Annotated in this window: 17 protein-coding genes; 12 read left to right on the forward strand and 5 right to left on the reverse strand. The window is 41.6% G+C overall.

Going from position 1 to position 15577, the window contains the following annotated elements:
- Positions 1 to 257 precede the first annotated feature (257 nt).
- The 3 genes from AC6HZ4_RS11905 to AC6HZ4_RS11915 all read left to right on the forward strand — a co-directional run bounded on the left by AC6HZ4_RS11905 (position 258) and on the right by AC6HZ4_RS11915 (position 4768).
- Entirely contained in the window at positions 258 to 2411 is a 2154-nt protein-coding gene (locus tag AC6HZ4_RS11905; protein WP_497495224.1) for a DNA topoisomerase III, read from the forward strand.
- 286 nt (positions 2412 to 2697) lie between these two features.
- Positions 2698 to 4176 carry a glycoside hydrolase family 32 protein gene (locus tag AC6HZ4_RS11910; RefSeq protein WP_497495226.1) on the forward strand — a complete coding sequence of 493 codons (1479 nt, stop codon included), beginning with the start codon at positions 2698 to 2700 and terminating at the stop codon, positions 4174 to 4176.
- Between the two features lie 208 nt (positions 4177 to 4384).
- Entirely contained in the window at positions 4385 to 4768 is a 384-nt protein-coding gene (locus tag AC6HZ4_RS11915; RefSeq protein ID WP_497495228.1) for a DUF3979 family protein, read from the forward strand.
- Between the two features lie 127 nt (positions 4769 to 4895).
- On the opposite strand, the gene AC6HZ4_RS11920 is transcribed toward AC6HZ4_RS11915, so the two are convergent.
- Positions 4896 to 5936 carry a YkvI family membrane protein gene (locus tag AC6HZ4_RS11920; protein WP_497495229.1) on the reverse strand — a complete coding sequence of 347 codons (1041 nt, stop codon included), beginning with the start codon at positions 5934 to 5936 and terminating at the stop codon, positions 4896 to 4898.
- A 286-nt stretch (positions 5937 to 6222) separates the two neighbouring features.
- Between AC6HZ4_RS11920 and AC6HZ4_RS11925 the strand changes: the two genes are divergently transcribed.
- Positions 6223 to 6663: a Dps family protein gene (locus AC6HZ4_RS11925; RefSeq protein ID WP_497495230.1), complete on the forward strand. Its 441-nt coding sequence runs from the start codon at positions 6223 to 6225 to the stop codon at positions 6661 to 6663.
- A gap of 267 nt (positions 6664 to 6930) precedes the next feature.
- On the opposite strand, the gene AC6HZ4_RS11930 is transcribed toward AC6HZ4_RS11925, so the two are convergent.
- Complete coding sequence (locus AC6HZ4_RS11930) at positions 6931 to 7143, reverse strand: DUF3896 family protein (RefSeq protein WP_497495232.1); 213 nt, start codon at positions 7141 to 7143, stop codon at positions 6931 to 6933.
- Between the two features lie 266 nt (positions 7144 to 7409).
- Here AC6HZ4_RS11930 and AC6HZ4_RS11935 point away from each other — a divergent pair, with 266 nt between their 5' ends.
- Positions 7410 to 8393 carry a CobW family GTP-binding protein gene (locus AC6HZ4_RS11935; RefSeq protein WP_497495682.1) on the forward strand — a complete coding sequence of 328 codons (984 nt, stop codon included), beginning with the start codon at positions 7410 to 7412 and terminating at the stop codon, positions 8391 to 8393.
- A gap of 64 nt (positions 8394 to 8457) precedes the next feature.
- Here the strand turns inward: AC6HZ4_RS11935 and AC6HZ4_RS11940 are convergent, their stop codons facing one another.
- Both AC6HZ4_RS11940 and AC6HZ4_RS11945 read right to left on the reverse strand, forming a co-directional pair.
- Complete coding sequence (locus tag AC6HZ4_RS11940) at positions 8458 to 8586, reverse strand: hypothetical protein (protein WP_497495234.1); 129 nt, start codon at positions 8584 to 8586, stop codon at positions 8458 to 8460.
- A gap of 86 nt (positions 8587 to 8672) precedes the next feature.
- Positions 8673 to 9635: a metal ABC transporter substrate-binding protein gene (locus tag AC6HZ4_RS11945; RefSeq protein ID WP_497495683.1), complete on the reverse strand. Its 963-nt coding sequence runs from the start codon at positions 9633 to 9635 to the stop codon at positions 8673 to 8675.
- 206 nt (positions 9636 to 9841) lie between these two features.
- Here AC6HZ4_RS11945 and AC6HZ4_RS11950 point away from each other — a divergent pair, with 206 nt between their 5' ends.
- From AC6HZ4_RS11950 to AC6HZ4_RS11980, 7 genes are all read left to right on the forward strand, one after another.
- Positions 9842 to 10828 carry a permease gene (locus AC6HZ4_RS11950; protein WP_497495235.1) on the forward strand — a complete coding sequence of 329 codons (987 nt, stop codon included), beginning with the start codon at positions 9842 to 9844 and terminating at the stop codon, positions 10826 to 10828.
- A gap of 15 nt (positions 10829 to 10843) precedes the next feature.
- Positions 10844 to 11710 carry a TIGR03943 family putative permease subunit gene (locus AC6HZ4_RS11955; protein ID WP_497495237.1) on the forward strand — a complete coding sequence of 289 codons (867 nt, stop codon included), beginning with the start codon at positions 10844 to 10846 and terminating at the stop codon, positions 11708 to 11710.
- A 76-nt stretch (positions 11711 to 11786) separates the two neighbouring features.
- Complete coding sequence (locus tag AC6HZ4_RS11960; protein WP_497495238.1) at positions 11787 to 11930, forward strand: hypothetical protein; 144 nt, start codon at positions 11787 to 11789, stop codon at positions 11928 to 11930.
- A gap of 145 nt (positions 11931 to 12075) precedes the next feature.
- Positions 12076 to 12735, forward strand: coding sequence for an oxidoreductase (locus AC6HZ4_RS11965; protein ID WP_497495239.1), 660 nt, complete (start codon positions 12076 to 12078; stop codon positions 12733 to 12735).
- A 38-nt stretch (positions 12736 to 12773) separates the two neighbouring features.
- Positions 12774 to 13328 carry an HD domain-containing protein gene (locus tag AC6HZ4_RS11970; protein WP_497495240.1) on the forward strand — a complete coding sequence of 185 codons (555 nt, stop codon included), beginning with the start codon at positions 12774 to 12776 and terminating at the stop codon, positions 13326 to 13328.
- A gap of 167 nt (positions 13329 to 13495) precedes the next feature.
- Entirely contained in the window at positions 13496 to 13966 is a 471-nt protein-coding gene (locus tag AC6HZ4_RS11975; protein ID WP_497495241.1) for a methylated-DNA--[protein]-cysteine S-methyltransferase, read from the forward strand.
- A 55-nt stretch (positions 13967 to 14021) separates the two neighbouring features.
- Positions 14022 to 14954, forward strand: a complete 933-nt coding sequence (locus AC6HZ4_RS11980; protein ID WP_497495242.1) for a DUF2628 domain-containing protein — start codon at positions 14022 to 14024, stop codon at positions 14952 to 14954.
- A 37-nt stretch (positions 14955 to 14991) separates the two neighbouring features.
- Here AC6HZ4_RS11980 and AC6HZ4_RS11985 read toward each other — a convergent pair whose 3' ends face one another.
- Positions 14992 to 15525 carry a CotG/ExsB N-terminal domain-containing protein gene (locus AC6HZ4_RS11985; RefSeq protein ID WP_497495243.1) on the reverse strand — a complete coding sequence of 178 codons (534 nt, stop codon included), beginning with the start codon at positions 15523 to 15525 and terminating at the stop codon, positions 14992 to 14994.
- Positions 15526 to 15577: the final 52 nt, after the last annotated feature.

A 15577-nucleotide genomic window follows, 5' to 3' on the forward strand; every position in this document is an offset into this window, starting at 1 on the left:
TGTTGCTGCAGCTATACAGTTGGAAGCTTAGTCTTGAAAACGATATAATAAAATGAGGATACAAAGAGAAAAAGCATAAATTTCTTTTTGGAAGAAAAGAAACTATAACTTTTCTCACGAGGGCGTCGAAATTCTACATTTTGCTTACCTGCAGGAAGAAGATTGCGTCACTGCTCTATCGGGGGAGATGGATCGTAAGTTAGGTAAGAGGTGGATTGTTTCAGCCTTTCTTGTCTATGTGGAAGGAGATATCAGAATTGAAGGTTGTGATTGCGGAGAAACCGGACCAAGCAATGAAGCTGGCCGCGCCGTTCTCGTTTCGGAAAAGGGACGGCTATATAGAAGTAGGGAAGTGTGAGCTATTTCCAAATGGTGCTTATTTTACATGGGCTGTTGGCCATATTTGCGAGCTGTTGTCCCCGGAGGAGTACAATGAAGCTTGGAAACGATGGACGCTAGAGAATTTACCGCTTATTCCTAATAAGTTTCAATATAAAGTGACCAAGTCAAAAGCAAAGCAATTTTTTACAATAAGGGATTTGGTTAAAAGACCAGAAGTGAAGGAGATTATACATGCAGGCGATGCTGGGCGTGAGGGTGAGCTCATTATCCGGACTATTTTGCAAACAGCACGTATTTCCAAGCCGATGAAGCGGTTATGGATTTCCTCTCTGACTGAAAATGCCGTACGTGAGGGGTTTCGGAATTTACTGCGAGAGGAGGATACGCGCAATTTATATTTTGAGGCATATAGTCGTGCTTGTGCCGATTGGCTTATCGGTATGAATGCCTCGCGTGTTTATACGATTTTATTAAAGCAAAAGGGAATTTCGGATGTATTTTCAGCTGGGCGTGTGCAAACACCTACGCTTGCTCTTGTGGTGAAACGCGAGAAGGAAATCGAAAACTTTGTCTCCAAGCCGTTTTGGGAAGTAATAGCAACATTTTCTATGAACGGAAAAGAGTATGAAGGAAAGTGGCATAAGGATGGAGAATCGCGCCTTGACAATCCCGAGCTAGCACAGAAAATTGCAGCATTTTGCTACGGGAAGAATGCGGAAATTACTGAGGCCCAAACGGAACGAAAGGAGTTTCAGCCGCCGCAGCTCTTTAACTTATCAGCTCTGCAGGCAACAGCAAACCGAGCTTTTAAATTTTCACCAAAAAAGACGCTCGATCTTGCACAAAGCTTATATACGAAGGGCTATATCTCGTACCCGCGCAGCGATTCGACCTTTGTGACAAAAGAAGAAGCAGCCAATTTTTTGGATATATTGGAAAAACTGAGCAAACAAAATGCCTATAAGAGCTTTTTTCCAACGCCGGTTGCATCTATTCTTCATAATAAGCGCTATGTAAACGAAAAAAAGGTAACGGACCATTATGCTGTAATTCCGACAGAACAGGTTCCTGATGTAACGAAACTAAGCGGAGATGAACAAAAAATATATGATTTAATAGCAAAGCGCCTCATTGCAGCTCATTATGAAGCTGCTATCTTTGATTATACAACCATTACAACATTGGTAGATGGCCGTGCCGCTTTCCTATCAAAGGGAAAACAGCAAGTCCAGGAGGGCTGGCGAAAGGTGTTGTTTGCTGAAGGAATAAAGGATGAAGACGACGAAAAGCTTCTGCCGCCTTTGCACAATGGTGAATTGGGAACAGTTCGTGATGTACAGGTAAAAGAAGGGAAAACACAGCCTCCGAAGCGATATACGGAGGGACAAATGATTACTCTTATGAAAACAGCAGGCCGGCATCTTGATAATGAAGAGCTGGAGAAGGTGCTGATGAAAACGGAAGGGCTCGGTACGGAGGCGACGCGGGCTGGCATTATCACGATGCTAAAGGACCGGAAGTATATTGAGGTAAAGAAAAATCAAGTGTATGCAACGGACAAAGGAAAGATTTTAATCGAAGCGATAGGTAATAAAATTTTAGCATCTCCAGAAATGACAGCAAAGTGGGAGCAGCGTCTTGCTGAAATTGGAGAAGGAAATGCGTCTGCTGCAAGCTTTATGGAACAAGTAAAAAAGCTTTCCGCTAAAATTATTGAAGATGCTGTGCAAATGTCTGTGCAGTGGACGTTTGCTGGCATTGATACGGCAGCGATTGAGCGAACCGCATCGAAATCGTCGCTTGGCAAGACGGTCGGGCCTTGTAAATTGTGCGGAGGAAATATTATTGATAAAGGCGATTTTTATGGTTGTTCTCATTACGCAAAAACAAAATGCAGCTTTACAATTTCCAAAAAAATACTAGGAAAAAAATTATCGGCGACGAATGTAAAAAAGCTTCTTGAGAAAGGGAAGACCGATGTAATAAAGGGATTCAAAAAGGGTGAAAAGACATTTGATGCGAGGTTAGAATGGAGAGACGGCAAGATACAGTTTTTATTTGACAAATAGCGGATTTTTTACCTGATTCGATTGTATCGAATCAGGTTTTCTTATATAATAGCTTCGATGCGAGGGGAACGGATGGAAAAGAACCTCGCTTTGAAGCGGGTATTTAAGAAAGCGTTTGCGCATGTTTAGCGGTACCACATAGGTTTTTATGTTATACATACGGCTTGTTACTCGCGTTAGTCTATATCTTGCATTCTACTTTCAGTTTTTTTCAGTAGTAAGGTTAAATTGAAAGAAACATCAGTTTGTGAAATATGCTGTGTAGTGAAGAAGGGGGAAAGCGAATATGTTATCTCATGAGCAACGTTTACAAGAAGCTAATGAAGCTGTACAGAAGGCTGCAGAGGAGGTTGAAAAAACGTATCATCGTTTGCAGTATCATCCAATGCCGCCTGCTTATTGGATGAACGACCCGAATGGCTTGATTCAGTGGAAGGGTACATATCATTTGTTTTATCAGCATCATCCATTTAGTCCTGAGTGGGGTCCAATGTATTGGGGACATATGGCAAGTAAAGATCTTGTACATTGGGAACACCTTCCGATGGCGCTTGCGCCAGGCGAAGCGTACGATCAGGATGGCTGCTTCTCAGGAAGTGCAGTGGATGATAATGGTGTTTTAACCTTGATCTACACAGGGAATATTTGGATGAATGAAGACAAGAGTGAACTCAAGCAAATGCAATGCTTAGCAACGAGTACCGACGGTGTGACATTTACGAAGGATGAAAGAAATCCTATTATAGCGGAGCCTCCTGCTGTTGGCTCATCCCATTTTCGTGATCCGAAGGTTTGGAAGCATGACGATGTATGGTATATGGTGCTTGGGACGCGATATGAGGATTTTGGAAAAGTAGTATTATATCGCTCCGCTGATTTACGAAGCTGGGAGTATGTAAGTGTAGTGGCACAAAGTGAAGGGAAACTCGGCTTTATGTGGGAATGTCCAGATTTGTTTCATCTTGATGGACAGGATGTGTTAATTATTTCACCGGAAGGAATGGAAGCAGAAGGAGATCGATACCACAATAATAGCCAGTCTGGATATATGCTTGGCGCATTTAACTATGAAACGGGAGTACTTACGCACGGCGAGTTTGAAGAATTGGATAAGGGCTTTGATTTTTATGCGCCGCAAACGTTCTTGGATGACAAAGGACGCCGCATTGTTATCGGCTGGATGAATATGTGGCGCACCGCTATGCCTACGCAGGAGGATGGCTGGGCTGGAGCGATGACGCTGCCCCGCGAGCTTTATATACAAAACGGAAGACTAGTGATGAAGCCTGTAGAAGAGCTGAAGGCGCTTCGTAACGAGCATATTTCTGTTCCTGCCTTTCGCGTAACAGGAGAGCAATCAGTAACAGAGGTGTCCGGTGATGTGCTGGAACTTATAACGTCATTTTCGCTTTTAGATTGTACAGCTGAGGAATTTGGTCTGAAGATTCGTTGTTCCGAAGAAGAAGAGACAGTAGTAGCAATCCAGAAAAAAGAAGGAAAGCTGATTTTCGACCGAAGCCGATCTGGAAAGGGAGATGGAGGTATACGACGCACCTCTTTGGATATGAGCGGAATGGAGGAGATTCAGCTTCATCTCTTCATAGATCGCTCCAGTGTAGAATTGTTTGTGAACGGTGGCGAACAGGTTATGACGAGCCGGATTTACCCAAGTGAAGAAAGTACAGGTATCCGCTTCTTTGCAAAGGAAGGACAAGTAGAAGTGTCCTCTTTAGAGGCGTGGACATTGAAGAGAAGTATAAAATAAAAGCAGCGGGTCCCATGGCCCCGCTGCTTTTATTTTATATAGAATTTCCGTTTTCTTTTTATATAATCGTATATGGGTTACTATATAATGAAGGAATGGTTTGTAAGGATTAGACTATGTGGTATACAGTTTGTTATAGATTTGACAACATAGCGAGGCTTGTATGCAAAGTGTTCATTAGTTAGTATAGAAATGGAGAGATAAAGAGATGGTTCATGATGTGTTACAGTCCTTTTTCGGGATGAGTCCGAAAGCTGATCCGAAAGGGTATCGATATATTATAATCGAACAAGAAAAAGAATATGTGGTTTGTACCTCCGTTTGCGATATGGAGGATGTCGGAAAAGGATCGATTTCAATTAGTTATAATGATGAGCAGGAAGTATGGATCGTTTGGCACCAAAACCATCATCCAATTGTGACTATTCAGCGTTTTGCCGTGCAACAAGTCGTTGCTTCTAAGGAAGACGGTGAGGAGACACTGCAGTTTGTATTCGAGCGATGGCCGAGCCGAATGCTGCAGGTGCAGCTTAAGCCGTATTTTGCGGTAGAAATGGGTATGTACTGGGAAACATGTGAGGAATGTGACTGAATCAGGAGTCTATTTTTACTGTATGAAGACCTTACAAACACCTTTAACTTTACCGGGCTTTAAAAATCCTACTGTGATACATGAGGTGACTCAAAATGGGATGCTGTACCCCTTTCGAGTCACTATCTCACAGTTTGGTTTTATTTCGCAGTGCAATGAGAGGCAGAAAAATAATGCTTACCCAGCCGATAAGCGGATAGAGTGTATGAAGAAGCTGGCCATAGCCGATGTAGCTGATACAATAGCTCATAAATAAAATGACTAGTACAACACTGTAGCTTTTCCAGCCGGTCATTGAATGCACCTGCTTGCTCATACCAAATACATTGCCAATGAGCGTTGTAAATACTTCCCCGAAGATAATAAGCACGAAGAAAAAATGAAATGTTGGGTTTAGGCGCCGTACAACTTCTGCCATTGGTATGCTATATTGATAAAATTCCTCCACGGATAAAATAGCAAATTGACTGCATAACAGGATAAGAAATAAGCCTGCACCCCCAAGTACACCTCCCATTGTAATAACCTTCTCATCTTTGATTTCGTACGCAAGCGGGACAAGAACGCTTTGCGAAAGTGAAATATTTAAGGAAACGTACGTTAGCGGACTGGTGATCCAACGCCAATTCCAGCTTTCCTCTGGAATAGCTGTTAAAAGGGTAGGCCATGTTTGCAAAAAGGTAGTAGAGTATAGTCCGATAATGAAAATCATCATAATAGGTACAACAAGGGAGTTCACCTCAAATACACCTTGCAGTCCCCTTGTTAAAATTAAAATGCAAGCTGTAATAGTAAGCAAAATCCCAAACTGTCGGGGCAAACGAAGCTGCTCCTCGAATACAGCACCTGCACCGGAAAGCATAACGCTTGTTGTACCAAGCAGAAATAGGAGGAGCGTGGCATTCACGATATTCCCGAATACATCCCCGAATAAATATTTATTAAATTCCTGCGCTGAGTACGCTTCGATGCGGGCGGCAAGGAGCATCATCTTTGTTCCGAGCCAAATAAACAGGATGCCGCTTGCCAAAATACCGATTGTTCCGTACGTACCATGTACTGTAAAAAACTCAACAATCTCGCGTCCTGTCGCAAATCCTGCACCGACAATTGTACCAATATACGTAGCGGCAATACGCTTCGCCGTTTTCCATTGTTGTTGATCCATACAATCCTCCCCCCTTATGGGTTTGTTATATACATATGAGTGAGTATGGACAAATAGACGGACATGTAGGGGGGAAAGGAGTATATCGTAGGTTTCATCTGATTTTTCGTGCAGGATACCCCGCCTCAAGGAGCATAAGAGAGTAGGTAGTGGGTCAGTTGACTCAAGTAAAATATAAAGTCTTATCGACATATGTGTTTTATCATAGGTATTTTTTGGGTGGGGTATGTTATACTAAGAAAGTTATATAGGCTGTATAATACAGATGAAAGGATGTTATGGAAAAATGAGTCATTCAAATGTAATACAGGCATTAAACAAGCAAATAGCAAACTGGAGTGTATTATCTGTTAAGCTCCATAATTATCACTGGTATGTGAAAGGACCGCAGTTTTTTACGTTGCATGATAAATTTGAACAGTTATATACAGAGGCAAATACATATATTGATGAATTGGCGGAGCGTACTCTCGCATTAAAGGGTGCACCGCTGGCGACTATGCGAGAGTATTTAGAGGTATCTACCGTTCAGGAAAGCACTGGGAATGAAACGGCAGAAGATATGGTACGTACATTGATTAATGATTATACAGCTTTAATTTCCGACCTGAAAGAGGGAATGGAGGCGGCGCAGCAGGCAGAAGATGAAACAACAGCAGACATGCTGCTAGCTATTCATACGGCACTGGAAAAGCACGTATGGATGTTAAGTGCCTTTGCTGAATAGTTGTGAATTCCCATTGAAAGTTCAATGGGAATTTTTATTGGAAAATAGGCGAGAACATCCCTTCATTAATCAGATGAAGGACGCAGCTCAATGATAGGTGGGGGATGAATTGCTTTTGGACAAGAGATGGCGACTTGCCATCTCAATTTTATGAAAGTATTAAAGTGGAAGTCAAAGTAAACTCATTTAAGATTGTAACGCTCTGAACATAAGGATAAATGTAATAGGACATAGAAATCGATGAGTTGAATGAAACTCTTTTAGAAGCTATTTTAGTTTTCTTGGGGAGGGACGTTGCATGCCGCGGTTAAAATGATTCATATCGACTAGCTCTAAAATATATTCATAGTTGTCTATTGACATGTGGATGGTCTGTTGTTCTTTTGGAGTGAGGTTTTGACACTGAAGCTGTTGAAGCAGCTTTTGCTTTTCATTTTCCAACAGCTCTTTAATTTCCTTATAATTATAGGATTTCTTCATGCTGTGCAGCCCCTTTACATTTGGATTGACGATTTTCTCCTGTATTATTAGGTATATGATGGAAAATAGGAAGAAGTACCTTTTGAAGATTCGGTGGAATTTGTGATTTTTTAGAAAAGGTATGCCCTTCCTTCATATAAGGGACAGTTTTTCATTCTTGAAACACTTCGGTGTAAGCTTGAGTGCAAACAAAATCGAAACAAAGGCAGGGATTTGCTATAATAACGAAATAGAACAGGCAAAGAAGGGATGTAAAGAATTTGGGTATAAAGCAAAAAATTCCAGTGACGATTGTAACAGGCTTTCTCGGTTCTGGAAAAACAACGTTGCTAAACCGCATTTTATCAGAGCGTCACGGCCATCGATTTGCTGTTATTGTGAATGAAATTGGGGAAATCGGGATTGATAATGAGTTGATCGTAAATGTGGAAGAGGAAGTTATGGAAATGACGAATGGCTGTCTCTGCTGCACCGTACGGGAAGACTTGCTTGTAGCGTTGAAAAAGTTATTACAAAGCAGGAAAGAGGGAGAAGCAGGGTTTGAAGGATTACTTATTGAAACGACAGGTCTTGCAAATCCTGGACCGATTATTCAAACATTTTTTCTTGATGAAACAATACAGTCATCGTACGAGCTAGATGGCATTGTTACGGTGGTGGATGCGTATCATATTCAGCAGCATTTTGAGAAAGGCGTTGAAGCGGAAGAGCAAATAGCTTTTGCCGATCTTATTATATTGAATAAACAGGATTTAGTGACCATTCCGCAGCTTGAGGAAGTCAAGCACTGGATCCAATCCTTAAACCCAACCGCCCGGATTGTGCCAACTGTAAATAGCGAAATCCATTTTGATTTGTTATTTGGTATAAAAACATTTCGGACACGTGACACTCTTGACATACAGCCTCATCGCTCTAAAGATCACTTGACGGGGGTGCAGGCGTTTGTGCTGCGCGAAGAGCGTCCGTTGGACATGGTAAAGCTCAACGAATGGATGACTGCAGTTGTGTCGGAGCTAGGGGAATATTTATATCGTTATAAGGGAATTGTAGCTGCACAAGGAATGGACAGACGTGTTGTTTTTCAAGGCGTGCATACGTTATTTGCGGCTTCCTATGATCGTCCGTGGAAGCAGGAGGAGGAACGGAAGAGCGAGATTGTGTTTATCGGGAAGGGATTAAATAAGGCCTGGTTTGAGGAGCATTTTCACGATTGTGTTGCAGACGGTATAAAGGTAGATGAGAGTTAGTTGGGCTCGCTGCGAATGTGTTTTCGCAGCGAGCAGCTTAAAAATATATACTATTTTTTAAGGCTCATTCTACATAATCCAAGGATGCCTGTACACCGCGCTGCTCTTTTTTCGTCATTGGCGATGGTGTATCCTTTGGGACATGATTTGTCGCTTGCTTTCGTGCTCGTTTCTTTTTTCCCTTTGCCATCATTTGCACCTCCTTGCTTTGTTACGCATAATGTAAGCCTTTTTTTAAATCTTTATGCAACAAGGAGCGCCGAAAAGCGCTCCTTGTTTCTATGGGTTCATAGCTATTTTTAAGGTTTCTAAATTTTCTTTCATCAACGTAATATAGTCTTTGTTTTTCTGTGCATCTTCCTCAGAAATAGTTGCTAGATGGTTTAAGCGGAGAACTTTTGTTCCTGTTTCCTTCTGTACAACCTCTGCTACTTTTGGAGTCGCAAATGTTTCAAATAAAATATACTGTAATTGATGTTCCTTTGCTATTTTTGCAATTTCTATCAGCTTTTTTTGTGAAGGCTCCTCAGAAGCTGATAGGCCTGCAACTGCGATTTGTTTAATACCATAGCGGTGTTCCCAGTAGCCGTACGCTGCGTGAGATACTAGCAGCTCTTTCGTTTTTGCGTTGTCTACCGCAGCTTGGAACTCTTTGTCTAAATCGTTTAGTTGTTTTTTGAGGACTTCATAGTTCTTTTCAAATTCGTCTTTATGTGCTGGCTGTAACTCTATAAGTGCGTTTTTAATAGCCTCTGCCTGACGAGCAGCTAAAGAAGGATCAAGCCAAACGTGCGGATCCTGATCGTGATGGTGCTCTTCTGCTTCATGTTCTTCCTCTTCACCATGGTCTTCATCCTCATCTTCTGCAGACGCCGTAATCAGCGGCAGACCTTTGGATGCATTTACAATTTTCACCTTCTCTTTCTTAAGAGATGTCTCAAGCTTGTCTACAAATGGTTCTAATTCCGCTCCGTTGTATACAAATAAATCTGCTTTTGCAATACTGACCGTTTGCTTTTGCGAAGGCTCATATGTATGTGAGTCTGCGCCTGAAGGGTAAATAGCTTGTACATCTACATAGCTGCCTCCAATTTTTTGTGCAAAATCTTTTAGTGGAAAAATAGTTGTATAAACGGTAATAGTTCCGCTTTGCTGCTTTGCTGCGCCGCTCTCTTTACTGCATCCCATGAAGAAAGCCGAGATGACAAGAAGAAGAGAAAGGAGCATAGCATATTTTTTCATCATAATTCTTCCTTTCTATTACTAGTTTCTAATTTAAATTATATCGTAACAGTTTCGATTTAAAGTATACTATGAAATCTGTGTATGTGCAATGTTCGAAATCATTACGATTTCAATTTGTTATAGCGTAGAAAGAAGCAAGTCATAGAGTGTTTGGACAAGCATATATTGCTAGTATAGGCAACCTTTATGTTAGGGGGATTATTATGATTTTGTCGCGCTTTTTGCGGGAAACAGTTGGCTTTGTACTCATTGCTCTGTTTTTATTTTTATTTTTCTTTGTAGACTTTACTAGCTTAGCACATATGAAGGACATTGTTCCAAAGAACTGGCTGAATGTGAATACAATATTTTTAAGTATTTTTCTTGAAGCTGCTCCATTCGTGCTTATCGGTGTATTTGTTTCTTCTATCATTCAAACATTTATAACGGAGGATCAACTGAAAAAGGCAATGCCTCGCAATCCATTTTTGGCGGTGATACCAGCAGCGCTTGCCGGGCTTGTATTTCCAATGTGCGAATGCGTAATCATTCCGGTCGTTAGACGTCTTATTCAAAAGGGGATGCCGCTGCATATTGGTATGGTTATTTTAGTAAGCACACCTATTCTTAACCCAGTTGTATTTGCATCGACATACTATGCATTTCGGGCAACACCATATATCGCATACTACCGGCTTGGTCTAGCCTTTGTTGCAGCAGTTATCATCGGGTTAGCTGTATACTGTTTGTATCGTAATCAAAACGTGTTGAAGGACCAGACTTCTGAGGCTGCGCATAGACATTTAGCATCCGAAAGTAGATGGAAGCAAATGTTGCATCATGCTGCGGATGAATTTTTTAGCACAGGAAAGTTTTTGCTCATCGGAGCCTTTATCGCCAGTTTATTCCAAGTGTTTCTTGATCGCCAGCTTCTTGAGCAGATTGCTTCCAATGAAGTGTTATCCCCGTTTGTTATGATGGGATTGGGGTATGTTCTGTCGCTTTGCTCAGAAGCAGATGCTTTTATTGCAGCTTCGTTTAATCATACATTTTCAGCTCAATCCTTGCTTGCATTTCTTGTCTTCGGTCCTATGCTCGACATTAAAAATACCCTTATGCTGCTTGCTTATTTTAATAAGCGGTTTGTTGCAGTTTTTTTCGTTATTGTAATTGTTGTTGTATACACTGTTGTTCAATTTGCTAGATTATAGAAAGGAGGAGCGAGAATGAGAACGAGCGATCAAGAATCCTTCCATCAGTACATACGGGGCCTTTTGCTAATTGGCTTTGGTATGCTTCTATTCAAACTGCTTGTAACAGGAAACATTGAGAATTTTATTGCTCCGAAGATGCGTGTATTTACCTATTTTACACTTATAGTTTCCTTTGTGTTAGGTGTGTTTCAAGTGTGGAATCATCCAAGGCAGCAAAGTTGTGATTGTGGGCATTATCACGAGGAGAAAACGAGGCTCAGTAAAGGTTTGATGTATGCTTTGTTCCTTTTTCCGATTTTAAGCGGGTTTCTTTTTTCTAATGCTGTATTAGATGGAAGTGTTGCTGCAAAGAGAGGGGTAACCTTAGCAGGGACAACGTCTTCACAAAAGCCAGCCGATGGAAATGACGCCGTAAGCAGTTTGTTGACAGATGCAGAAGAGAATCCTCAGCTATTACAGCAAACAGCACCTCCCGGCTATTACGAGGAGCTAGAAAAAAAATTACTTAGCGAACAGCATATTACTGTGAACGATACAGAATACATTTCTGTTATGGATGTCATTGGAAAAGACGTAATGGGTTTTAAAGGGAAACAAATTACATTTGTTGGTTTTGTACATCGTGAGCCAGATCTTAATCAAAATACAATTATTCTTGCGCGTTATGGTATTACATGCTGCACTGCAGATGCTTCCGTACTCGGGATGATGGCTACGGGACAGAACGTTTCTTCATTGGAGCAAGGAGAGTGGGTCCAAATCACGGGTACGTTGGGAGATACGGTTTATATAGATACACTGCTCCCTATCGTGTCGATTCAATCTATCAAGAAAATTGCTGCACCGGAGACGCCGTATGTCTATCAGAAATTCTCATAGCATCTCCCTCAATATGAGCATAGAAGCCTTTTCCCTCTTCATATAGTGAAACAAGGAGGGAGAAGGGGGAGAGGATATGGAGTATTGGTTTGAAGCCTTTGCTATTTTGCTGGCTGTATTGTTCCCTTTAGGCTGTGTTGTTTGGTTTTTAAGAGACTTAATCGAAAGCTTAGGAGATGCAGGTACGATTACGCCTCTTCAGGATGAAGAGACGCAGTAAAAATAAAGGAGTGCCTTTCATAAAAAGGGCGCTCCTTTTCAAATGTCAAAAAAAGAAAGGCTCTTTTATTAAAAAGCAGGTTGCTTCCTGTTCTTTCCGTACAGTATACTTCAAGTATCAATTTGATTCGTAAAGAGGTAAAAACATGGAAAAAAGAGCTGCTTTAGTACTTGGAGCCAGCGGTTTAGTTGGACAAGAGGTGACAAGCTTGCTGCTTGCTTCTTCTCATTATCAATCTGTGACGATACTGGTTAGAAAGAAATTAGAGTGGGAGCATGAGAAACTGCGGCAGCAACTCGTTGATTTTACTGTTCTAGAACAGTACGAAAGCGTTTTTTCCGTACATGATGTGTACAGTTGTCTAGGAACCACCATCAGAAAAGCAAAAACAAAGGAAAATTTTTGGAAGGTCGATTATGAGTATACGATAAGTGCTGCGCGATTGTCTCAACAAAAGGGTGTGCGTAACTTTTTAACAATCTCCTCCATGGGAGCGAATCCGAGATCTATGCTTTTTTACTCACAAGTAAAGGGAAGAGTGGAAGAAGACTTAAAGAAACTTTCCCCGCAAGGTCTCCATATTTTTCGCCCTTCTCTGCTTTTAGGAGAGCGTGAGGAAGTTCGATTAGGAGAACGAATAGCAGAGAAGATTTTCGGTATTATGCCCTTTCTCTTTACGGGTCCGTTGCTGAAATATAGACCGATTGCTGCTGAGCAGGTGGCCAAGGGGATGTACAATGCTGCATTACGAGACACAAGCGGTGTACATATATATGAATCTAATGACATTGCCAACATGCAATAATGTTGGCTTTTCGTTTACTACTATAAGGGAGTGAAAGTATGAATAGGTATATATTAGATTTGTTTAGTTTGGTAGTTGAAGCTGCTGCCGTCGCGCATGGCAAACAAACGAGGAAAGGAAATGGAACACCGTATATTACTCATCCGTTTACAGTGGCGCTTCTTTTGCTGCAAGCAGGCTGTTCGGAAGAAACAGTTGCTGCGGGCTTGCTTCATGACACAATAGAGGATACGAACCTTTCTTTCGAGGAAATTGAAAGAAAATTCGGACAACAAATCGCTCACATTGTACGAGAGTGCTCCGAGCATGATAAAAGCAAGGAATGGGAGGAAAGAAAGCAGCATACAATCGACCACCTCCATACGATCTCGCTAGAAGCATGCATGGTCATGTGTGCTGATAAGCTTCATAATATCCGTGCTACTGTTCGCGAATTTGAAGCGAATGGAGAAAATGTTTGGAGGCGATTTAATCGCGGAAAGGACAAGCAAGAATGGTATTATCGCAGCGTAGTAACTGTACTTGGAAAAAGGGTGCCGGACTTTCCGCTGTACAGCCTGCTGAAACAGGAGGTAGACGAGTTATTTCGTTAGACATATTACTTGATTTCCACATGCTAACTCGCCTTCATGTGTCTGAATGAAAAAGCCTTCTTATGAGTTTCGTTGTTGCATAGGCGAGTCATACAGGGCTGCACTCTACCCACTCTGTTGTTCGTTTTGTGTTACAATAGCAGTATGAATGAAAATGGAGTGAGAGTATGGAATATTCTGCGTATTACGAAAGCCCGTTAGGTTGGATAGAAGTAAAGGGAAATGACCTTGGGATTCTATCTGTTCTCTTTGTGGATGAGCCAGGTTTGTCTTGTACGAATCCACTTGTTGCACAATGTATGGAGGAGTTGGAGGAGTACTTTCAAAAGAAGCGAACTGTGTTTACAGTTCCGTTATGTGCGAACGGGACTGATTTTCAAAAGCGGGTGTGGGCGGCCCTGCGAACGGTTCCATATGGAAAAACTGCTTCGTACTTAGATATGGCTAATGAGATTGGAAATCCAAAGGCTGTAAGAGCAATTGGCGGTGCAAACAGCAAAAATCCCATTTCAATTATTGTTCCCTGTCACAGAATTATCGGGAAAAATGGTGCGCTTGTTGGGTATGAGGGAGGCCTTTGGAGAAAAGAATGGTTATTGGAGCACGAGGGAAGTTTGACAAAGCAACGTGCATATTAAGATAATCTATCTTTATGTATAAGAAACACCTGCAGTAAAAAGGAGTTGAATGAGGGTGTTTTGTATTAATTGCGGAAAGCCGTGTGACCGTTCTTCGCTGAACTGTGAACAATGCCTGCAGCAGCTATATAAGGGAGCACAAGAGCTGGAACGAGAGCTTGGGCTGTTTGTCGGCGAACAATATCCGTTCTATAAGCGCAAATGGGGATTAGAGCAGACAAGAAAGCTAAAGTGGAGTTGGAATGGGTGGGCTGCTTTTTTTAATATTCTTTGGCTAGGATACCGAAGGCAGTACAAGACAGCACTGTTGTTTCTGTTTTTTGTATTAACTGCGAACGCTATTTCGTACTATACAGGCTGGAACTATGGGGTTCCGATTATCAACACAACACTTGCTGCTTTGCTATTGGTGTTTGTTGGTTTTATTGGCTTGGGCTTCTTTGCTAATCAGCTGTATTATCAACATGCGCTCCGCCGCATTTACAAGCTAAAAGCAAAAGGGATTGCGGATGAGGCAGCGGAAATATACTTGCTAAAGGACGCAGGGGGAACACGCAAAGCAGGTGCCGCTTTACTGCTAGCAGTTGGCATTGTCTTATCCCTTGTTAGCCACAGGCTATTTCCAACAGACCTTGATATTGTCAATGCGGTGAGAAACGGCTCTTTATACAATTACCCTTTGTACTCTATTGGTGAATCGTTTGAGCAATATTTTCATCAGGTGTCATGGCATTATCGCCGTGCGCCTGATGGATTAGAGCTCGTTGAATTCCACGGCTCTACGGCGGGAACGGAGCGAGAGCAGGTGGTGATTCAGTTTCTCATCGACTATCATTTAGAAGAGATTGAACCCTATTCCCTTGAAATAAATGGTGTTGTACAGGAGGAAGCGGCCTTCTATGAATTAATGGATTCGGTATACAGCGTGCAGAATCCATTTGAGCTAGACGATGGTCTAGACAAAGATAGCGAAAAAAATGCATTTTAATATAAAAAGCTGTCGGGAATCCCGGCAGCTTTTTGTATTACCATGAGAAGTAGTCATTAGTTTTGGACTTTTTGCAGCCGCAATCGCAGTCATTGCTTTGCTTTTGCTGCGGGTTGTACCAGTGAGTGCTATTCTCTTTGTTATAAGGGTTGTAATATTTTTTATAGGAATCTTTGTAATCGTAATCGTCATAATGTTTGCAGTAACATTTGCAGGAATGACTATAAGAACGCTTGTAGGATCGATCGTAGGAGCGTTTATAAGAATATTTGTAAGAACGTTTGTAGGATCGATCGTAGGAGCGTTTATAAGAGCGTTTATAAGAGCGGCCGTAGGAGCGTTTGTAAGAATATTTGTGGGAACGGTAGTAAGAACGATTGGAGCCTTTTCCTCCAGAACTTTTGTTTGATTTACCAGAACTTTTGTTGCCAGAACTTTTGTTTGATCTGTTAGAGCTTTTGTTGCCAGAACTGTTAGATGAGCCTGGCTCTTGGCTTAAAAATTCTCCCATACCTGCAGCTTGTACTTGTTCAACTGCACGTTGGATGTCTTGTTTGTTGTAATATTTCATCTAAAATCCTCCATAAATGATTTTTGTTATGAGTGTTGCCTGTCGAATGTAT

Source organism: Ectobacillus sp. OTK (assembly GCF_059698935.1).